We start from the raw sequence: 20,610 nt of genomic DNA, 5'->3' as shown, positions 1-20,610 counted from the left end.
AATCCACCATAACCTCAAATATCGTTTTTAGGGCAGCATTGGTAATGTTGCGGCAACCATTGCCATTACCTTGGCCTAAGCACTGAAAATTCATAGCAACAGAACCCGTCAAAATTTGATGGGCTTTTGTCGTATCCGCGTAAATTGAAAAAATCGCAAAAAATAACCTAAACATTACAGCTAAATTGCTGTTTCTTTAAATAATAGCAAAGAAACCGGCTATTTAAATACCCCTACAACTACTTCTACGTCTACTTCAGCCTATCGTTAGGTTTTACTTAAACATCGTATTACTATGAAAAATTCTTTTACTTTTTTATTTCTTGCGCTTTTTATGTGTTGGGGACTGCAAACCCGTGCCCAAAACACAGCTATAAAAGGCAAGGTAACCGACGCCACCAATGGCGACGCGCTTATTGGGGTATCCGTAAGCATCAAAGGGACAACAAGCGGTACACAAACAGATGTCAATGGCGCATTTTCGCTAAGTGCGCCGGCCACGGCGACATTAGTTTTTAGTTATATTGGTTATGCCTCGCAGGAAGCCCCTGCAGGCAACGGCCAGGCACCGCTCGAAATTAAGCTGGGGGCGCAGGCGCGCGAATTGCAGCAGGTGGTTGTAATTGGTTACGGCGTGCAGCGCAAGCGCGATGTTACGGGTGCTGTAGGGAGCGTAAGCGGCGCTGCCATAACCCGGCAGGTAGTGCAAACCCCAACGCAGGCTTTGCAGGGGCAGGTTGCCGGTGTGCAGGTTATCTCTTCGGGCCAACCAAACTCAACGCCGCAATTGCGCATCAGGGGTACGGGTTCTTTACTGGGCGGTGTTAACCCACTCTATGTAGTAGATGGGGTATTAACAAACGATATTCGCAACATCAACAATAATGATATTGTAAGTGTGGATGTTTTAAAAGATGCCTCGGCCGCCATTTATGGTGTGCGTGGTGCCAATGGTGTGGTTATTATCACCACCAAAAAAGGTAAGAAAGGCCCGCCAATGGTAAGTTATGATGCCAACCTGGGTTTCCAGGAAGCAGCCAAAACGATCCAGATGGCCAACAGGCAACAATATGTGGCCTACCAAACCGATGTTAATGCAGGCTCACTCTCTGCAGACCAGTCGCCTTTAACCTACTCGGGCAGCACCAACTGGTACAGTGCCGTGTTGCGCAAAAGCTTTGAGATGAACCACAATATCTCGGTATCGGGCGGTGGCGATAACAATACCTATTTCATCAGCGCCAGCTATCTGGATGATGATGGTATTGTAAAAACCAATGGTTATAAACGCTTTACCTTACGTGCCAATAACGAGGTGCAGCTGAGTAAGAAACTAAAGTTCAGCGAGCAGTTATCCTTAAGCCGTTCGGCAGAAAGGCCGGTAGATGCATCAAGCATTTTTAGTAATGTATACAGGGCTGCACCGCTCATTATTCCGCAGGATGCGGGTGGTTTGTATGGTAATACATCGGCCTGGGGTAACGTGGGTAATCCATTATTACAGCTGGATAAAATAAATAATTTTACCAGCAGCAACCGGGTGCAGGGCAATGTAGCTTTAGATTATGATATCATCCCCGGCCTGCGTGCCCATAGTGCCTTCAACGTAGATGGGTTTTGGAACAATCAGCGTAATTACCTCACCCAGTTTGGTGCAAACAACAGCACCTTTACTACCGGTGGCGGTAACCAGTACCAGAATAACAGTTCATTATTTATCCAGCAGGATAACTCTTATAATTTTAATTGGGATAATACTTTAACATACGATAAGCGATTTGATAAGCATCATGTAACTGCTTTGGTAGGTTACACGAGCGAAAAATTCAGATCGAGCTATATCAACGGTACCCGCTTAAATGTTCCTAACAACCCGGATCAATGGTACCTGGACCTGGGCGACCCAAGTTTAGCTACATCGCTAAATAACAATGGCGATAAATATACCCGGCAATCATTACTGGCCCGTGTTAATTATGACTTTGCAGGTAAATATTTGTTAACCGGATCATTCAGGCGCGATGGTAGCTCGAAGTTTGCCGAAAAGTGGGGTAACTTTTATACCATAGGTGGTGGCTGGGTAATATCCGAAGAGGATTTTATGAAGGAACAAAAGATCTTCAATTACCTGAAACTAAGGGCCAGTTACGGCCAGCTGGGTAACGATAATATCCCATCCAGCTTATACATTGTAACGGCTACATCAAACCTGCCTTATTATTATAACGGTCAGTTAACAGAAGGTACAGCCATACAACAAATTAAAGATCCTAACCTAAAATGGGAAGTTACCAATCAACTGGATATTGGTTTTGAGTATGCCTTTTTCAATAACCGCTTAACCGGTGAAGCCGATTATTATAAAAAGAAGGTTAATGATGCACTTATTAATGTAAGCATCCCAGCCATACTGGGTTCAAATTTAACCTATTACACAACCAATGCAGCCTCATTTCAAAACCAGGGTTTCGAGTTTGCTTTGAAATGGGCCGATAAAATAGGCACCAAGTTTTCTTATACCGCCAGCGCCAACATCAACATTAATAAAAATAAGCTATTAGGCTTAAATGGCGGGCAATACCTGCCGGGCGGTGGTATTAACGGGCAATACGTTACCCGTACAGATAATGGCCAGGCTATAGCCAGTTATTATGTGCTGAATGCCATTGGCGTTTTCCAGAACCAGGCCGAGGTTAATGCTGCACCGGCTAACTCGCTGGGCGAGGCTAACCATGTGGGCGGCTTAAGATATGCCGATACCAACGGAGATGGTAAAATTGATGGCAATGACCGGATCTATGCCGGTTCGTATCAGCCTAAATATTATGGGGGCTTTAGCCTGGGTGTTAAATACACAGCCTTTGACCTCAGCACCGATTTTTATTATAACTGGGGCAACAAGATTTACAACGGTAACAAAAATGCCAAAAGCGATTTGCGCGATAACATCGATGCCGATTATGCCACCAGTCGTTTTACTACCGCCAATCCATCATCATCAATACCTAATGTAATTACATCAAACACACCGCCATCAACCTACTTTATCGAGTCGGGCGCATTTTTAAGGTTAAACAATGTAACCCTGGGTTATAGTTTGCCTGCCGAAATGCTTAAAAAAATAGCGATCTCTAAGCTGCGGGTATTTGTAACCGCGCAAAACCTGCTTACCATTACCGGTTACAGCGGCATCTCGCCCGAGTTGTTGCCTGCCAATGCAGCAACCACTGCCGGTATCCTGGCATCGGGCATAGACCAGGCTATTTACCCGGTTGTGCGTACATTTTCATTTGGTGTAAATGTTCAATTCTAATATTAAGTATATGAAAAAGATCTTCAACATAAAATATATCATACTGGCTACTGTTTTTAGCACCGTAGCTATTACAATTAATGCCTGTAAAAACTACCTTGATGTAGCGCCGCAGGGGCAAATAACCCAGGCTCAAATTATAACCGACCCCGTACAGGCCAGCAACCTGGTAACCGGAATTTACAATGTATTTTATAATGGTGGTTTTGACCCCGATATTGAAAGTCTGCAGTATGTTTTTATGACAGATGTAGCGTCGGACGATGCCGATAAAGGTAGTTCGCCAACAGATAGCGGCGACGGGCTGCAAATAGATAATTTAACAACCACACCATCAAACGGTACCATTAACCTGGTATGGACAGGTTATTACCAGGGGATTGCACGGGCCAACCAGGCATTGGGTGTTTTACAGAATGCCCAGTTTGATGCCACTACCAAAAACAAGTTAATGGGCGAGTCCCGGTTTTTACGTGCCTGGTTTTACTTTAACATGGTGCGTTTTTTTGGTGGGGTACCGCTGTTAGACCGCGTGCCTACAGCAGCCGAAGCCAACCAGGACCAGTTTCAAACCCGGGCTGCTGTTGCCGACGTTTACAAGTTAATTACCGGCGACCTTGATTTTGCGGTAGCCAACCTGCCCGAAAAAGGCGCTACTGATGTTGGCCGTGCCACTAAGGGAGCCGCCGAAGCATTAGAGGCAAAGGTGTATCTGTATCTTAAAGATTATCAAAAAGCATACGATTTGTCAGAAGCTGTAATTACTGGCGGCAAATACAGCCTGGTGAAAGATTACTCCTTAATATGGCGCGAAAATGCGGTGAATGGCGATGGAGGGATCAATAATTCCGAATCTATTTTCGAGATCCAGGCAGGGATTAACCAGGATTGTTCATCGGGTGTAAACCTTTATGTGGTTTCGCAAGGCCCGCGGGCGGGCGGTAAATTTGGCTGGTCAGACTTGGGCTTCGGGTTCAATAACCCATCGGCAAGTTTGGTGAATGATTATGAAGCAACCGATGCCCGTAAAAACGGTACGATAATTTTTATTAAACCAGGTGGTACCGTGCTGTTCGATGGTTTCAGGATTCCCGGTCCCGATTCGGTGCAGAACTCAACCTATAGCTACAAGGCCTATCATAGCCGTACTTTAGAGCGAAACTGCAGCGGTAATACAGATCACCTGCCTAAACAACTACGCTTGATCCGTTTGGGCGAAGTATTATTGATCAATGCCGAAGCTGCGTTCCAGTTAGGGAAAACCGGCGATGCCATTACCGATATCGGCATGCTGCGTACCCGCGCAGGTTTAGTAGCTACGCCTCCGGCAGGTATCAGCCTGGCCAGCATCTGGCATGAGCACCGTATTGAAATGGCCGAAGAGCATGACCGTTTCTTTGACCTGGTACGCCAGGATGCGGTGCAACCCGGCCGTGCTGCTGCTGCCTTTGCTGCCGATGGCGGCAAAGCCTGGAAAGCCACCAATGCCCTGTTCCCGATACCGCAACAACAAATTGATTTAAGCGGCGGCAGGTTAAAACAAAACCCCGGCTATTAAGCAATAGCTGTTTTACAGGCCTAACTATCGCTTACGTATTAATAATTTTAGTACATAAGCGATTATTATTTTATAGAGATGAAGAAGATACTTATAATCATCACGTTACTGTGCGCGGGCTTCTATTCAAACGCACAAAAGAAAAGTAATGCACCAACAGATGGTATTAAGCCAGTAGGGATCATCAAGAACCTGACGGATAGTGCCCTGCTGGATGTGGTACAGCGGCAAACATTCCGCTACTTCTGGGACTTTGGGCACCCAGTAAGCGGGCTGGCGCGCGAGCGCAGCAACGTGGCCTATAATTACGGCAACGAGGTGGTAACCACAGGCGGCTCGGGCTTTGGCATTATGGCCATGCTGGTAGCCGACAAACGCAAGTGGATTACCCATGAGCAATCGGTTGACCGGATGTTGAAGATCGTTGACTTTTTATACAAAGCCGATGCCTTCCATGGCGTGTTTCCGCATTGGATGGATGGCAAAACCGGCAAGGTGATTCCCTTTAGCCGCAAGGATGATGGTGCCGATTTGGTAGAAACATCGTTCCTGTTCCAGGGGCTGTTATGTGCCCGCCAATACTATAATGGCAATAATGATAAGGAACGCCACATCCGTGATGTAATTAACTGGATGTGGGGCGAAATAGAATGGAACTGGTTTACCCGCGACGGCAGAGATGTGCTGTACTGGCACTGGTCGCCCAATAACGGCTGGGCCATGAACTTCCCGCTGCGCGGATATAACGAGTGCTTAATAACGTATGTGTTGGCCGCTTCGGGTACGCGTTACCCGGTGCCTACCGAAGTGTATAACCGTGGCTGGGCGCAAAGCGATTTCTTTAAAAACGGTAAAATGTTTTACGGCCATGTATTGCCCTTGGGTTTTGATTATGGCGGCCCGCTGTTTTATACCCATTACTCTTTTTTAGGTTTAAACCCTAAAGGCTTGAAAGACCAGTATGCCGATTACTGGCAGCAGAACCTTAACCACACATTAATCAACCATGATTATTGCGTGGATAACCCCAAAAAATTCAAAGGCTACGGCCCCGACTGCTGGGGCTTAACCGCCAGCGATAACCATGAAGGATACAATGCCCATTCGCCAACCAATGATCTGGGGGTGATTACGCCTACGGCCGCCTTATCGGCATTCCCTTACACGCCCGAATATTCTATGAAAGCCCTGCGCCATTTTTATTATGACCTGGGCGACAAGATCTGGGGCGAATACGGCTTTACCGATGCCTTTAACGAGAGTAAAAATTGGTACGCAAAATCGTACCTTGCTATAGACCAGGGGCCAATAGTTGTGATGATTGAGAACTATCGCAGCGGCATGCTCTGGAATTTATTTATGAGCTGCCCCGAAGTACAGCAGGGTTTAAAAAAACTCGACTTCGAGAGCAGTACGTACCACATAAACCGCCAATAACAACCTTCAATTATAAAACCATGTATTACAAAAAAATAAGTTGCGTGCTGGTTGCGGCAGCCATTACGGTAAGCGGATTTGCCCAGCCCAAAAAGGTAGCTGCACCGCAAAGTAAAATGGACCAGTTTGTAACCAACCTGATGCAAAAAATGACGCTGGAAGAAAAGATCGGTCAGCTTACGCAATACACCAGCGATATGGCTTTAACAGGGCCAAGCATCCGCGCCGGTTATAAAGATGATATACAGAAAGGTAATGTAGGTTCGATATTTAACGCTTATACCCCGGCCTATACCCGCCAGCTGCAGGAAATGGCAGTGAAAAACACGCGCCTGCACATTCCGCTGATTTTCGGGTACGATGTTATCCACGGGCATAAAACGATATTCCCTATCCCGCTTGGCGAAAGCTCGAGCTGGGACCTGGCAGCGATGGAGAAGAGCGCACACATTGCCGCAGCAGAGGCTTCGGCAGATGGCTTGCACTGGACATTTGCGCCCATGGTTGATATTGCCCGCGACCCACGCTGGGGCCGTGTTGCCGAAGGTGCCGGTGAAGATGTTTGGCTGGGCAGCCAGATAGCCACAGCCCGTGTAAAAGGTTTCCAGGGAGCGGGTTTTGATGGCACTACCATTATGGCCTGTACCAAGCATTATGCCGGTTATGGTTTTGTGCAAGGCGGCCGTGATTATAACGTGGTTGATGTAAGTCAGCGCACGTTATGGGAAACCATTCTTCCTCCGTTTAAGGCTACAGTTGATGCAGGTGTGGGCAGCTTCATGACCTCGTTTAACGAAATTGCAGGCGTGCCCGCTACCGCCAACAAATGGCTGGTTAATGATGTGCTGAAAAAGCAATGGAACTACAAAGGTTTTGTGGTAACAGACTATACCGCCATTAATGAAATGGTGAACCACGGCAATGTAGCCAACGAAAAAGAAGCCGGCGAAGCTGCCATTAACGCAGGTATCGATATGGATATGCAGGGCGCTGTATTTGCCAAATACCTTAAACAATCGGTAAGCGAAGGCAAGGTAAAAATTCAAACAGTTAACGATGCGGTGCGCCGCGTGCTGGAAGCCAAATACAAACTTGGCTTGTTTGCCGATCCTTATAAATATTGCAATGAAGAGCGTGCTAAAACTGAAATTATGAGCACTGCCAATCTGGATGCTGCGCGTGATATTGCCCGTAAATCATTAGTGTTGCTGAAGAACTATCAGCAGGTATTACCCTTGAAAAAATCGGGTTCCATTGCGCTGATTGGTCCGCTGGGTGATGACAAGCGGGATATGATCGGTAACTGGTCGGGCGCGGGCGACTGGCATAAATCTGTTTCGCTGTTAGAAGGTATGAAAGCCGTTGCCGGGGCAGGTGTAGAAATCAACTATGCCAAAGGCGCTAACTTTACAGATAATAAAGCTATTGTAGATCAAATGAACACGCAAGGCGGAGATTTGGTAACTGATGATCCGGAAACGTTATTGAAACAAGCGATGGATGTAGCCCGCAAGGCCGATGTGATTGTAATGGCCGTAGGTGAATCGCAAGGTATGACCGGCGAGGCCGCCAGCCGCTCTGATATCAGCATTCCCGAAAGCCAGCAACGTTTAATGCGAGAAATTTATACATTGGGTAAACCTGTGGTATTGGTGCTGATGAATGGCCGCCCGCTTACGCTGCAATGGGAAGATGCGCATTTTCCTGCCATACTCGAAACCTGGTTTGCAGGCACCGAGGCAGGTAATGCCATTGCTGATGTTTTATTCGGCAACTACAATCCGGCAGGAAAACTAACCATCAGCTTTCCGCGCAGCGTGGGGCAGATCCCTGTTTATTATGATATGAAAAAAACCGGCCGACCGGCTGATCCTAACAATAAGTATTCATCCAAATATTTGGATATTCCTAATGATCCTTTGTATCCCTTCGGTTATGGTTTAAGCTATACTAACTTTAGCTATACACAGCCCGTTGTTGATAAAAAAGCGATCAAAACTACCGACAAGCTAAACGTAAGTGTAACAGTAAGCAACACCGGTAACTACGATGGGGAAGAAGTGGTACAGCTTTACATCCGTGATGTGGTAGGCTCGGTAACCCGCCCTATGAAACAGCTGCGTAACTTCAGGAAAGTGTTTTTGCGCAAGGGCGAATCAAAAGAAATTAAGTTTACGTTAACCAATGAGGATTTGAAATTTTATGATGCCAACATGAAATATACCAGCGAGCCCGGCGATTTCAAAGTGTTTGTAGGCTCAAATTCGCGCGATACACAAGAGGCAGACTTTAAACTGATCCCATAATGATGTTCAAAAATATGTATTAGTGGAATGCTGGGCTTGGGCCTGGCATAAAGCGACGGCAAATTTGAGAAAGGTTTTTATGCCGCTAAAAAAGATACCTTGCCCTATCATATTGTAATGCCGCGCAATTAGCGAAGTTTCTTCTTCGCCCTGCAGTATCTGCTTTTACGCGGAAGAAGATTCTTCCTTCGTCAGAATGACAAATGGGAGATATAAAGAAGTAGATTTTTACTGCTGTGGTGGTTTAAAGCGCGGCTTAAACCCAATTTTAGGAGGGTGCTGTTGCTTTCGCATCTCGCGCACGTGTGATAACGCGCAAGTGTTATAGGTATATATCTAAATTGTCATCCAAAGCGCTAGCGAAGGATCATCTTCGCCCTGTAATTCTGCTCGTATATTAAAGAAGATTCTTCCTTCGTCAGAATGGTAAATGGGCGAGATAAGGCAGTGAAATTTTACTGCTGCGGTGGTTTAAAGCGCGGCTTAAACCCAATTTTAGGAGGTGCTGTTGCTTTCGGTAGTTCTTCTATATCAGTCTTTTCTTCAACAGGTGGTAGTATGGGATTTTCTTCTGTTATCTTGGGTTCGCTTAGTGCAGCCGTAATACCTTCTTCAACTTTAGGCTGTTCTATTGGTGGTGCGATCTTTGTAATCCCGGCTTTAAATCTCGGTGTAAAACCAACTTTAGCAGGCTGAATAGGCTCTGCTAGCTTTTCTTCTTCAGCTTTGGGCGCTTCTGCCGGAATATCTGTTATAGGTGTTGAAGGTTTGGTAACACCAGCTTTAAATCTTGGTGTAAATCCAACTTTTGCAGGTTCGGTAGGTTTTTCTTCTTCAACTTTAGGCTCTTCTGCCGAAGTTTCTGTTGCAGGCTTAGTGACTCCGGCCTTAAATCTTGGCGTAAAACCAACTTTTGCCGGTATTGCAGGCACATCTGCTTGTGCTGCATTTTCAGCCTCAGCAGGAGTTTCTGGTTTCTCTTCTTTTGGGGCAGATGTAACGCCTGCTTTAAATCTTGGTGTAAATCCTGGTTTAGCAGTAGGCATTTCGATTAATGCAGGATCTGCTTTTGGCTGTTCTGCCTCTGGCGAAACAGGTATTGCAGGTAGCTCTACGGGTTTGGCGGCGGTTGCGCCTGCTTTAAATCTTGGTGTAAATCCTGTTTTGGGCTTGTCAGCAGTTGGCTCAGTAAGCGTCTCGGTAATAGTTTGCTCGGCCAGTGGGTTTTCAATAATTACCTTCTCGGCTTTAACCTCTACAGGTGCAGGGAACTGGCGGCGTAATTTATTGAACCAGTATTTTTTGGTATGGTCGAAGCTTTTTTCGCCCATTAACTCAAAGTGGTTTTTGAATTCAGCAAAAAGGGTTCCTTCTGCCTGTTGTAAGGTAGTAAGGTTGATCTTTTTCTTCTTAAAAAACTCTTCGAAGGTCATGGGTTAATTTGTTGATTTGTCAATTAGCTAATTTGTCAATGACTTGTGGCCGTATAAGCATTAACAAATCAACAAATTATCTCATTAGCAAATTATATAGTAACTGTCAGTCCTAATTTGTTCCAGCGGATACCGTTACCGGCATGCGTCCAATCGGCACGATCTTCTTCGCTGGCATCACGCAGTGCCGGGAAAAATGCAAGTGGAAAAACCTGTTGCTTGCCATCGGGCATTTCTATCACCAGCATATCATTGTCAAAAGTGATTTTAAGATTTTGCTTTTGCTTACGTGAGGTGAATACGGCCATGTTTTTTGAATTTGTTGATTTGTTAATGAGGTAATTTGTCAATTATCCGGCCACGTTTAGAGCATTAACAAATCGACAAATTATCTCATTAACAAATTGATATTTACTCTGCCATATTATGATAAACGGCAAGTACGTCATCGTCCTCATCCAGTTTATCAATTAGTTTTAGGGCATCTGCTGCCTGCTCTTCAGTAACTTCGGCAGTCGAAAGCGGGATGCGCTCTAACTTTGCCGATTTTACTTCGAAGCCCTGCTCTTCCAGTGCTTTTTGCATTTTGCCGAAATCTTCAAAAGCAGCAGTGATAACGCCAACATCATTTCCTTCTTCGTCGGTTTCTACATAAAGGTCTTCCAGCCCGGCGTCAATCAGTTCAAATTCCAGTTCTTCGAGGTCGCGCTCGCCTGGTACAAAACGGAAGATTGATTTACGGCTGAAAATAAAATCAAGCGAACCGGTTTTACCTAATGTGCCGCCCACTTTGGTAAAGTAGCTGCGTACGTTGGCAACGGTACGGTTGGTATTATCGGTAGCGGTTTCAACCAAAATGGCTACACCGTGCGGGGCGTATCCTTCGTATACAAATTCTTCGTAGTTTGATGCATCTTTGTCGGTTGCGCGTTTAATAGCAGCCTCAACACGGTCTTTAGGCATGTTTACTGCCTTGGCATTTTGCATGGCCGTGCGTAAACGCGAGTTGGTTTCGGGGTGGCCGCCACCTTCTTTAACAGCCATTACAATTTCTTTCCCTAAACGGGTAAACTGGATGGCCATTTTGGCCCAACGCTTAAATTTTCTTTCTTTACGGAATTCGAATGCTCTTCCCATAGTATATTATGATTTCACTGATATTTCTATGAATTCACCGATTGGTTCGTGATTTCATAGATTTTAATTGATGGTACGAATTTCACAAATTATAGCGAATTGTACGAACCTCAAAGTTAATAACTGAATAACAAATAACTGAATAACTATTTACTCAGGTTCGTCAACATTTCCTCCGTCATTTTTTCGATGCCAAACTCTAGTTTCCAACCCCAGTCTTGCTGAGCCTGGCTATCGTCTATCGATTTTGGCCAGCTATCTGCAATGGCTTGGCGCGGGTCGTTATCAGCATAGCTGATGGTGAACTCCGGGATATGTTTTTTGATCTCACTTGCCAATTGCTCAGGATTAAAACTAATCCCTGCTAAATTATAGCTCGACCGGATACTGATCTGTTCGGCAGGGGCATCCATTAAACTGATGGTAGCGCGGATGGCATCATCCATATACATCATAGGCAAAGCTGTATTAGCCGATAAAAAACTAGTATATGTTTTAGTTTTTAAAGCCTCGTGGAAAATGTGGATAGCATAATCTGTAGTACCACCACCCGGTGCTGCTTTCCAGCTGATGAGGCCCGGGTAGCGGATGCTGCGTACATCGAGGCCGTGTTTGGCGTGGTAGTATTCGCACCAGCGTTCGCCGGCCAGTTTGCTGAAACCATAAACCGTGTTAGGATCCATTATACAATATTGCGGCGTATTATGCTGTGGCGAGTGCGGCCCGAAAACAGCGATAGAACTTGGCCAGAAAACTTTAGCTGTTTTAAATTCAACGGCAAGGTCTAATATAGAGAGCAGGCCGTTCATATTTAAGTCCCAGGCCAGCTTTGGTTTTTGTTCGCCTACGGCAGATAGCACAGCTGCCAGTAAGTAAACCTGTGTGGGCTTGTGTTTTTCGAAAACGTTACGCAGGTTATCCTTATCCAGTACGTTAACAAACTCAAAAGGGCCGTTTTTAATAGCCTCTGCAGCGTTATTTATATCAGAGGCAATCACTTGTTCTGCACCGTAAATATCACGCAAAGCCAGTACCAGTTCTGTCCCTATCTGGCCGTTTGCGCCTATCACTAAAATCTTTTCGCTCATGCAAAATCAGTTAAAGCGCAAAGGTAAAAAAATGCACCAAATCGATCTATAATAATGCTGTCACAATCATTAAACGCCCTGTTTAGTAGCATATTTGATAAAAAAATCTCATATTTGGATTCAGGTTTAATGTTAATTTATATTTTAAAACAAAGATGAAAGTCGCAGTAGTAGGTGCTACAGGTTTAGTAGGCACCAAAATGTTGCAGGTTCTGGCAGAACGCAACTTCCCAGTTACAGAGTTAATCCCGGTTGCTTCGGCAAAAAGTGTAGGTAAAGAAGTTACTTATAAGGGTAAGCAATATAAAATTGTTTCTGCTGAGGATGCGATAAAGCAAAAGCCTGAAATTGCCATTTTCTCTGCCGGCGGAAGCACTTCTTTAGAGCAAGCGCCGTTATTTGCAGCTGCAGGTATCACCGTTATCGATAACTCATCTGCATGGCGTATGGACCCAACCAAAAAATTGGTTGTGCCAGAAGTTAATGCCGATGTTTTAACTGTTGATGACAAAATCATCGCAAACCCAAATTGTTCTACAATTCAAATGGTAGTGGCTTTAAAACCCCTGCACGATAAATATAAAATTAAACGCGTAGTGGTATCAACCTATCAATCGGTAACCGGTACCGGTGTAAAAGCGGTAGAGCAGTTGATGAACGAGCGCGCAGGTATTGAGGGCCCAATGGCTTACCCGTATAAGATAGATTTGAACGTGTTGCCGCACATTGATGTTTTTACTGAGAATGGTTACACCAAGGAAGAAATGAAGATGGTGCTCGAAACCAAAAAGATAATGGGCGACGATAGCATCCGTGTTACAGCTACCACCGTGCGTATCCCGGTTATGGGCGGCCACTCGGAGTCTGTTAACGTGGAGTTTGCCAATGATTTTGATTTGGCCGAAGTACGCGAGCTGTTAAGCAAAGCGCCGGGCATTATTGTGGTTGACGATGTTGCCAACCTGCAATACCCAACCCCGCTGGAAGCACATGATAAAGACGAAGTATTTGTTGGCCGCATCCGCCGTGATGAGACCCAGCCGAACACACTGAACTGCTGGATAGTGTCTGACAACCTGCGTAAAGGCGCCGCTACCAATGCCGTACAAATTGCCGAATACCTGGTTGCTAATCATTTGGTTGGCCAGCCTGTAGAAGCGTAAGGATTTTGGAATTTCGAATTTAATATATAATAGCCGTGTGAACATTAATGTTTACGCGGCTATTTGTTTTTTTAGGATATTTATACCGTAGCCAACCTCTCCCGCTTCGCAAAATACCCATAGTATACAATCACCACACCGATAAATATCATCACCCAGGTGATATAGGTATATTGCCTCAAGAAGTCAGTCATGGTTTGGCCAATTGAGCCTTTGGTCATAAAGTTCATGAGCAGGCATAATAAAAAACTAATGCCGAAAAGTATTTTCTTATCCCGCAACAGTATAAACAGGTAGGTATAAATAAAGCTGGTACAAACATGGTGGTGCCCCCAAACCCGGCCGGGTAATAAAAGGGTAATGAGGAATATGATGCACAGGTCCGCAGCAGAAAAATCATCGTTGTGGTTTACGTATTTGTCATAAACAACCTTAATTGTCAAAGCCCCCACAATCAATACCTGGATAGCCAGTATCAGTATTTTTAAAGCATACTCGCTTAAATGTAAAACCGGTTCATAACCTAATTCGGCATTGCCGGTGTTGAGTTTGTTAAGTATTACCGGGATACCCAGGCTGATGATGTTATCATCTGTTTGCCCTTTAGAGAAAGGGGCGATAAAGGCTTCGTAATAGCCCTGCCAGTCGGCAATGCCCGCGCTGATGCTACCCCGCAGCAGCATAGGCAGAATAATAAATGGCAATGCCATCAGGATGATCTTCGGCCACTCTTTAACCGGGCGTTTTAGCGCTGCAAAAAACAGGAAAATAATGGGTGTTACCTTAAAGAATGCCCCGGCCCAAAAAAACAGGTAGCTGTAATTGAATTTTTTATTGATGTAAAACCAGATGCCCAGCAGCGTAAGGCAAAGCACTGGCATATTGGCATTCATCCAAATAAAGTTGTGCCAGTAAAAGCCAATGGATAATAAGGATGCCAGTATAAAAGGCATCACTATATTTTGGCCGGGTAACAGGTGATCGAAGATCTTTTTAACCAGTATTAATGATACTACCCAAAGCCCGTAATCTACAAAATACGAATATAAAAATGCGGAGGTATGGAATGGCATCCATGAAAACAAGCTGAAAAACAATGCCGCAAATGGGGGATAGGTAAAGCCACCGTCCAATAAGCCGGGCGTGTATAACTTTTGCCCGCCGAAAAAGTTGCGTCCGGTTTCCCAGTAAATATGATAGTCGCCGTTTACGTCGGCTTTCATGCCCCGGGTGTAAGCAATAAAAATGAAAATGACGGATAAGGCTGCGAGGCCCAAATAGGTATAATTCTTATTGTTAAACGGGGTGGGTTTCAATCGCCGGGATGATAAAAGTATAAACTTGTAAAGTATTGGCGGTAAAAGTAATAATTTGCCTGGGCAGGTTATCAAATTCATTACTAATACTCAGATGCTGCTGTTAAAATATTTACTTTTGATGAATCCGAATTGAAAACCGCTCATATAAACCCTGCTATTTGTGATCTCTTTTAGCCACCGTGTATTTTTAGAAGTTGCCGCCAACCTCAGCTTTTCTAAAGCGGCGCAGGTATTATTTGTAACCCAGCCGGCCATCAGCAAACACATTAAGGCAATGGAAGACCGTTACAAGGTGCCGTTTTTTGAGCGGAAAGGAAACAGCATCATCCTCACCGAAGCCGGTAAAAAGATGAACGAATACCTGCTGCAAGCCACCGAGATTGAGCGGAAGATTGAGTACGATCTGTCTATCCTCACCAACCTGTCGCATGCGGCGGGGCATTTACGTTTGGGGGCCAGTACTACCATTGCCTTGTATATTTTGCCTTCGATACTTTCCGGCTTTCAGCGCGAATACACCAGTGTGGATATTCAGCTGGTGAACCGTAATTCTGAATATATTTTAAATGCCTTGCTTACCCACGAAGTTGATGTGGGGATTATTGAGGTAGATAATAAGCTGACCACGGTTGCCTATAAACCCTTTATGAGCGATGAAGTAATCCCCGTTTGCTCGGCAAATAGTCCGCTGGCGGGTAAAAAGCTAACGCTTAAACAATTATTGAAAACGCCGCTTGCTTTGCGCGAACGTGGTTCGGGTACGCTGAATGCTTTATTGAAGGCACTGGCAGGTCATCACATTACGCCGGCAGATCTGTCGGTTAAGATCAGGTTGGGTGGTACCGAGGCCTTAAAAAATTTCCTGCTGGCCGATCAATGCCTCGGCTTTATGCCACGACCATCTATTGTAAGACAACTGGCAGAGGGCGACCTGGTTGAGGTTCCTATTGAAGGATTGAAGATTACCCGCGACTTCTATTTCATTCGCCGCAAGGGTACCGAGGACTATGGCCTCACCAGTAATTTTATTGATTATGCCTTGAATAATCAAAATACAAAAATCTAAAACCATCCTTAAATTAGGCTGTAGTATTAGTATAAATAAATTAACTAATAGTAAAGCAATGGCCCAGTTAAGTGATAAAAAAATAGCTATCCTTACCGAAGAAGGATTTGAACAGATTGAATTAACCAGCCCAAAAGAAGCCCTGGAAGCAGCAGGTGCTACCGTGCATGTAATTTCGCCTCAAAGCGGCAAAGTTAAAGCGTGGGATAAAGATCACTGGGGTATTGAAGTGGACGTTGACAAACCACTAAGCGAAGTTAGCCCGGATGATTATGACGCTTTGATATTGCCCGGCGGTGTGCTGAACCCAGACAAATTACGCCAGAATAAAGATGCTGTGGCATTTGTATCTGCGTTTTTAGACGAGCGCAAACCTGTAGCCGCCATATGCCACGGCCCGCAAATGCTGATTGAAACCGGCATGATTAAGGGCAGAACGCTAACGTCATTCCCATCGTTACAAACCGATTTGAAAAATGCAGGCGCAAACTGGGTTGACGAAGAAGTGGTAGTTGATAATGGTTTGGTAACCAGCCGTACCCCGGCAGATCTGGATGCCTTTAACCGGAAAACGATTGAAGAGATTGCCGAGGGAATACACGCGTAAGCCCCCAGCCCCTAAAGGGAGCAATTTAAAAGTATAATATTATAACATTTAGTAAAGTTCCAAAGTCTCCCCCTTTAGGGGGAGATTTAGAGGGGGCTTCCCTTATATTTGTACGTGTCATCAAAAAAAGCCCTTATTATTGGTGCCGGTATTGCCGGAATTGCGACAGCCATCCGTTTGGCTGTAAAAGGTTATGACGTTGAGGTTTTTGAGGCCAATAGCTACCCCGGTGGTAAGCTGACTTCGATAGCGCAAAATGGATACCGCTTTGATGCCGGGCCGAGCCTTTTTACTATGCCGCAATATGTAGACGAACTGTTTAAACTGGCCGGTAAAAATCCCCGCGATTATTTTAATTACCAAAGGCTTGATGTGGTTTGCCGGTATTTTTATGAGGATGGCACAAAGCTTACCGCGTATGCCGATGAGCAAAAACTGGCCGATGAAATTACCGCAAAAACCGGAGAGCCGGCCAAAGCGATGCAGCAATTTGCAGATAATAGCCGGAGCATTTATAACATTACCAATCATGTTTTTTTAGAACGCTCATTACATCGCGTTGCAACTTATTTGCGCTGGGATACGCTGAAATCTATATTCAGCTTATTGCGGATAGATGCCATGCGCACCATGCACAAGGCTAACCAAAGCTTTTTTAAGGATAAACATATGGTGCAATACTTTGACAGGTATGCTACCTACAACGGTTCTAATCCCTACCAGGCACCTGCAACTTTAAATGTAATTCCGCACCTCGAGCAACATTACGGTGCGTGGTTCCCCGAGGGGGGCATGCAGGCCATAACCGATAGCCTGGTAAAACTGGCAGAGGTTACAGGGGTAAAATTTCATTATAATTCGCCGGTGCAGGAAATTGTTATTGAAGATAAAAAGATTAAGGGATTAAAAGTTAAGGATACTATTCTGGCGGCAGATATTGTAGTCTCTAATATGGACGTATGGTTTACCTACCATAAATTACTAAGCAACTATCCTGAACTTAAACCCGAAAAAATTTTACAGCAGGAGCGGAGCAGTTCTGCATTGATATTTTACTGGGGCATTAAAAAACAGTTCAAGCAACTTGATCTGCATAATATTTTTTTCAGTGCCGATTATGAGGCTGAGTTTGGGCACATCTGGCAGGATAAAAACATCAGTGACGACCCGACTATCTATCTTAACATCAGTTCTAAATGCAAACCCGATGATGCGCCGGCAGGACATGAAAATTGGTTCGTAATGATTAATGTGCCGAATAACACCGGGCAGGATTGGGACTTGTTAATAACTCAGGCCCGTGAAAATATCCGTAAAAAGTTATTCCGCATCCTGGGCGAAGATGTAAAACAACTCATTACCAGCGAAAGCATTCTCGACCCAAGAAGTATTGAAGGTAAAACCTCGTCATACCAGGGTTCATTATATGGCAATAGTTCTAATACACAGTTCGCGGCATTTTTAAGGCATGCCAACCGCTCTGCTAAAATTAAGAATTTGTATTTCTGCGGCGGCAGCGTACACCCTGGCGGCGGGATACCATTGGCTTTGTTATCGGCAAAGATTGTGGGAGATTGGGTGTAGGCTTAGAGGCCTCACCACGGCCCTCTCCATAGTAGAGGGGGTAAAAGAAGACTCTCTGTCTTGCGCGCGTTTGCAACGCGTGTTTAAGCAGGAGGGCATTTGTAATGCCCATAATTCAAGAAGGCATTGCAAATGCCCAGGCAGTCCGCATGCGTCACAGATGCGCGCGCGTTAAAAACCCTAATCTTGTTTCTTGTCTCTCGGTTCTTGCCTCTCTTTTTCCTATCTTGCCGGGGCATGATTCGTCCCCAGAAAAACTTCCTGATCACCGGTTTTTTCAGCAGGTATATTCCTTATATTATAGGGCGGCATTTCCATGCTTTTAATTATAATGGGGTAGCGATAGATCCGCATAAATCTGTGTTGCTGCTGCCCAATCATTACAGCTGGTGGGATGGTTTCCTGATGTTTCATCTCAATAAATTGCTGTTTAAAAAGAAGTTCTATGTAATGATACTGGAAGAAACAGGCAAGAAGTTTTCATTTCTGAAATACCTTGGCGCCTATACCGTGCAAAAGGGAACCCGTGATATCGTCACTTCGTTAGATTATACGGCGAGCCTGCTGGCCGAGCCGGGTAACCTGGTGCTCATCTTTCCGCAGGGTACTTTGTACTCCAATTTTACGGATGAAATTAAGTTTCAGAATGGCCTTTCGCGGGTAATTAAGCTGGCGGGGACACAATTTCAAACTGTGTTTGCAGTTAGTTTTATGGAGAGTATGCAAAATAAGAAGCCCACCGTAAATATTAATTTAGAGGTACGGCCCGAAAATTTTTCAGATATTAATACTTTGCAGCAGGCATTTCAATCCTATTATCAATCGGCCAAACTAGCGCAAAGTAAAAACGTTGTATAAAAGTGATCATCATTCTATCAGTTATATTCTTCTTCCTGATTCTGCGGTTTGTGGTAACCCTGTTCAACTTTATATCTAACCCCAAACTAAGGCGGGTTGCCAAACGCTACCACGAAAAGGTTTCGATATTGATACCCGTGCGTAATGAGGCAGGGAACATTTTATTTCTGCTCGAATCTATTGCCACGCAAGACTATACCGATTACGAGGTTATAATTCTGGACGATGATTCTACAGATGCCACATTCGAGATCTGCACCAAGTTTGCAGCTCAAAATCCAAAGTTTAATATTATTAAGGGCGAACCCTTACCTGCCGGTTGGTTAGGTAAAAACTATGCCTGCCATCAATTGGCGCAGCAGGCTACAGGGCGGTATTTACTTTACCTGGATGCCGATGAGCAGATAGGCAGCGGCCTAATTAACAGTGCATTGCACCGGATGGAAATTAACAACCTGGCCCTGCTTAGTTTATTTACAGACCAGGAAATGTTAACCCTCGGCGAAAAAGCCGTAGTGCCTTTAATGCACTACATCCTCATTAATTTATTGCCCGTCCGTTTGGTTTATTTATCTAAAAATCCGGCATTCGCGGCTGCAAGCGGCCAGTTTATGCTGTTCGATGCCGCAATATATCGTAAACACAGGTGGCACCAGCGGGTGCAGCACAAAGTGGTAGAGGATGTAGAAATTATGAAACTGGTTAAAACAGAAGGATTAAAGGGCGAAGCATTGCTGGCCAACGGGATGATAAGCTGCCGTATGTATACCGGTTACCGGGATGCAATAGATGGGTTCAGTAAAAACTTTTTGGCGGCATTTAATTACAGCATTATTGGGTTTTTAATTTATCTGGCAGTTATAATTGGCGGCCCGCTGGTTGTAATTGCTACCCTTAATTTACAGCTTATAGTTTTTATGTGCGGTATTATTATGCTAACCCGTAGTATGGTCTCTTTACTATCGGGGCAAAGCAATGGCTTTAATACTTTCCTGCACCCGGTGCAAATGGCCAATATGGCTATCATCGGTTTTCTGGCTATCCAAAAACATTTAACAAAAACCACCCTATGGAAAGGCCGTCGCGTTTAAACCCCACTATAGCAAAGGGTGTTATCGTATTGTTTCATACGGTAGGGCTGGTTGGGTTAATGGTCCCTGCAACACAATCCCTTTTTTTACAAATTGTGCCGTTTCATTTACTGCTGATGTTGCTGGTTGTGGTGTTTAGCCATAAATATATCGATGAACGTTTTATCGGCTTTGCCATCATCATTTACCTGTTGGGTTTTACTGCCGAATGGATAGGTGTGCACACCGGCTGGCTTTTTGGCAATTATGCTTACGGTGCAACTTTGGGCACTAAAGCGCTGGATATCCCCCTAACAATAGGCATTAACTGGTTTTTATTGATTTATGCGGTGGGGGTAACCATGCAGCGGCTGAGGATACGCAGTATATGGGCGCGAATTATTTTAGGTGCACTGCTAATGGTATTACTTGACTTGCAGATTGAACCTGTTGCTATTAAATTTGATTACTGGCACTGGGCAAATAACGTTATCCCAATAAAGAATTATATAGGCTGGTTTGCTGTGAGCGGCGTTATGTTGTGGATCTTCGAACTATTTAAATTCAGGAAACAAAGCTGGGTAGCACCGGTGCTATTATTGGTGCAGTTTTTATTTTTCGGTATTTTAAATCTGATATGGTAATGATATGCGGTTTAAAATTTTAGCGTA

Annotated in this window: 16 protein-coding genes; 11 read left to right on the top strand and 5 right to left on the bottom strand. The window is 44.7% G+C overall.

Translation table 11 applies throughout. The annotated features are described in order from the left end of the window. Positions 1-295 precede the first annotated feature (295 nt). The 4 genes from RG47T_RS18300 (at position 296) to bglX (ending at position 8,614) form a co-directional block, all read left to right on the top strand. On the top strand, positions 296-3,313 hold the full coding sequence (locus tag RG47T_RS18300) for a SusC/RagA family TonB-linked outer membrane protein (protein ID WP_083627457.1): 3,018 nt from the start codon (positions 296-298) through the stop codon (positions 3,311-3,313). Between the two features lie 10 nt (positions 3,314-3,323). Beyond that, complete coding sequence (locus RG47T_RS18295; RefSeq protein ID WP_091690971.1) at positions 3,324-4,871, top strand: RagB/SusD family nutrient uptake outer membrane protein; 1,548 nt, start codon at positions 3,324-3,326, stop codon at positions 4,869-4,871. 78 nt (positions 4,872-4,949) lie between these two features. Then, positions 4,950-6,308 carry a glucoamylase family protein gene (locus RG47T_RS18290; protein WP_074490903.1) on the top strand — a complete coding sequence of 453 codons (1,359 nt, stop codon included), beginning with the start codon at positions 4,950-4,952 and terminating at the stop codon, positions 6,306-6,308. Positions 6,309-6,328: 20 nt separating this feature from the next. Continuing rightward, positions 6,329-8,614 carry a beta-glucosidase BglX gene (bglX, locus tag RG47T_RS18285; protein WP_074490902.1) on the top strand — a complete coding sequence of 762 codons (2,286 nt, stop codon included), beginning with the start codon at positions 6,329-6,331 and terminating at the stop codon, positions 8,612-8,614. Between the two features lie 455 nt (positions 8,615-9,069). Here the strand turns inward: bglX and RG47T_RS18280 are convergent, their stop codons facing one another. The 4 genes from RG47T_RS18280 to RG47T_RS18265 all read right to left on the bottom strand — a co-directional run bounded on the left by RG47T_RS18280 (position 9,070) and on the right by RG47T_RS18265 (position 12,272). Then, entirely contained in the window at positions 9,070-10,047 is a 978-nt protein-coding gene (locus tag RG47T_RS18280) for a hypothetical protein (RefSeq protein ID WP_074490901.1), read from the bottom strand. Between the two features lie 92 nt (positions 10,048-10,139). Next, entirely contained in the window at positions 10,140-10,355 is a 216-nt protein-coding gene (locus RG47T_RS18275; RefSeq protein WP_074490900.1) for a DUF2442 domain-containing protein, read from the bottom strand. Between the two features lie 103 nt (positions 10,356-10,458). Next, positions 10,459-11,184 (bottom strand): YebC/PmpR family DNA-binding transcriptional regulator, encoded by a 726-nt coding sequence (locus RG47T_RS18270; RefSeq protein ID WP_074490899.1) that lies wholly within the window; start codon positions 11,182-11,184, stop codon positions 10,459-10,461. A gap of 146 nt (positions 11,185-11,330) precedes the next feature. Beyond that, complete coding sequence (locus tag RG47T_RS18265; protein ID WP_074490898.1) at positions 11,331-12,272, bottom strand: NAD-dependent epimerase/dehydratase family protein; 942 nt, start codon at positions 12,270-12,272, stop codon at positions 11,331-11,333. 155 nt (positions 12,273-12,427) lie between these two features. On the opposite strand from RG47T_RS18265, the gene RG47T_RS18260 reads away from it, so the two are divergent. Continuing rightward, positions 12,428-13,435, top strand: a complete 1,008-nt coding sequence (locus RG47T_RS18260) for an aspartate-semialdehyde dehydrogenase (RefSeq protein ID WP_074490897.1) — start codon at positions 12,428-12,430, stop codon at positions 13,433-13,435. An 80-nt stretch (positions 13,436-13,515) separates the two neighbouring features. Here RG47T_RS18260 and RG47T_RS18255 read toward each other — a convergent pair whose 3' ends face one another. Further along, the gene (locus tag RG47T_RS18255; protein WP_171972563.1) at positions 13,516-14,658 is read right to left on the bottom strand and encodes a glycosyltransferase family 87 protein; all 1,143 of its coding nucleotides are present in this window, start codon (positions 14,656-14,658) and stop codon (positions 13,516-13,518) included. Positions 14,659-14,914: 256 nt separating this feature from the next. Between RG47T_RS18255 and RG47T_RS18250 the strand changes: the two genes are divergently transcribed. The 6 genes from RG47T_RS18250 to RG47T_RS18225 all read left to right on the top strand — a co-directional run bounded on the left by RG47T_RS18250 (position 14,915) and on the right by RG47T_RS18225 (position 20,583). Then, the gene (locus RG47T_RS18250) at positions 14,915-15,820 is read left to right on the top strand and encodes a LysR substrate-binding domain-containing protein (RefSeq protein ID WP_074490895.1); all 906 of its coding nucleotides are present in this window, start codon (positions 14,915-14,917) and stop codon (positions 15,818-15,820) included. 58 nt (positions 15,821-15,878) lie between these two features. After that, positions 15,879-16,427 carry a type 1 glutamine amidotransferase domain-containing protein gene (locus RG47T_RS18245; RefSeq protein ID WP_074490894.1) on the top strand — a complete coding sequence of 183 codons (549 nt, stop codon included), beginning with the start codon at positions 15,879-15,881 and terminating at the stop codon, positions 16,425-16,427. A 114-nt stretch (positions 16,428-16,541) separates the two neighbouring features. Next, positions 16,542-18,011 (top strand): 1-hydroxycarotenoid 3,4-desaturase CrtD, encoded by a 1,470-nt coding sequence (gene crtD, locus RG47T_RS18240; protein WP_074490893.1) that lies wholly within the window; start codon positions 16,542-16,544, stop codon positions 18,009-18,011. Between the two features lie 237 nt (positions 18,012-18,248). Beyond that, a complete protein-coding gene (locus tag RG47T_RS18235) occupies positions 18,249-18,869 on the top strand; it encodes a lysophospholipid acyltransferase family protein (protein WP_074490892.1) in 621 nt (206 codons plus the stop codon). Between the two features lie 2 nt (positions 18,870-18,871). Beyond that, the gene (locus tag RG47T_RS18230; RefSeq protein WP_074490891.1) at positions 18,872-19,960 is read left to right on the top strand and encodes a glycosyltransferase family 2 protein; all 1,089 of its coding nucleotides are present in this window, start codon (positions 18,872-18,874) and stop codon (positions 19,958-19,960) included. Next, positions 19,939-20,583: a carotenoid biosynthesis protein gene (locus RG47T_RS18225; protein ID WP_074490890.1), complete on the top strand. Its 645-nt coding sequence runs from the start codon at positions 19,939-19,941 to the stop codon at positions 20,581-20,583. Before RG47T_RS18230 ends, RG47T_RS18225 begins: the two co-directional genes overlap by 22 nt. Positions 20,584-20,610 lie beyond the last annotated feature (27 nt).

This window comes from Mucilaginibacter polytrichastri (assembly GCF_001911425.1).
GTDB classification, from domain to species: Bacteria; Bacteroidota; Bacteroidia; order Sphingobacteriales; family Sphingobacteriaceae; genus Mucilaginibacter; species Mucilaginibacter polytrichastri.
Note: the sequence above shows the minus strand (reverse complement) of the source record. Positions and strands in the feature narration are given on the sequence as shown.

Bases quoted from the DNA above. Each gene is read 5' to 3' on its own strand.
- RG47T_RS18275 (WP_074490900.1), bottom strand. From the start codon at position 10,355: ATGGCCGTATTCACCTCACGTAAGCAAAAGCAAAATCTTAAAATCACT.
- RG47T_RS18270 (WP_074490899.1), bottom strand. From the start codon at position 11,184: ATGGGAAGAGCATTCGAATTCCGTAAAGAAAGAAAATTTAAGCGTTGG.
- RG47T_RS18280 (WP_074490901.1), bottom strand. From the start codon at position 10,047: ATGACCTTCGAAGAGTTTTTTAAGAAGAAAAAGATCAACCTTACTACC.
- RG47T_RS18245 (WP_074490894.1), top strand. From the start codon at position 15,879: ATGGCCCAGTTAAGTGATAAAAAAATAGCTATCCTTACCGAAGAAGGA.
- RG47T_RS18225 (WP_074490890.1), top strand. From the start codon at position 19,939: ATGGAAAGGCCGTCGCGTTTAAACCCCACTATAGCAAAGGGTGTTATC.
- bglX (WP_074490902.1), top strand. From the start codon at position 6,329: ATGTATTACAAAAAAATAAGTTGCGTGCTGGTTGCGGCAGCCATTACG.
- RG47T_RS18295 (WP_091690971.1), top strand. From the start codon at position 3,324: ATGAAAAAGATCTTCAACATAAAATATATCATACTGGCTACTGTTTTT.
- RG47T_RS18265 (WP_074490898.1), bottom strand. From the start codon at position 12,272: ATGAGCGAAAAGATTTTAGTGATAGGCGCAAACGGCCAGATAGGGACA.
- RG47T_RS18300 (WP_083627457.1), top strand. From the start codon at position 296: ATGAAAAATTCTTTTACTTTTTTATTTCTTGCGCTTTTTATGTGTTGG.
- RG47T_RS18290 (WP_074490903.1), top strand. From the start codon at position 4,950: ATGAAGAAGATACTTATAATCATCACGTTACTGTGCGCGGGCTTCTAT.
- RG47T_RS18235 (WP_074490892.1), top strand. From the start codon at position 18,249: ATGATTCGTCCCCAGAAAAACTTCCTGATCACCGGTTTTTTCAGCAGG.
- RG47T_RS18255 (WP_171972563.1), bottom strand. From the start codon at position 14,658: ATGAAAGCCGACGTAAACGGCGACTATCATATTTACTGGGAAACCGGA.
- RG47T_RS18260 (WP_074490897.1), top strand. From the start codon at position 12,428: ATGAAAGTCGCAGTAGTAGGTGCTACAGGTTTAGTAGGCACCAAAATG.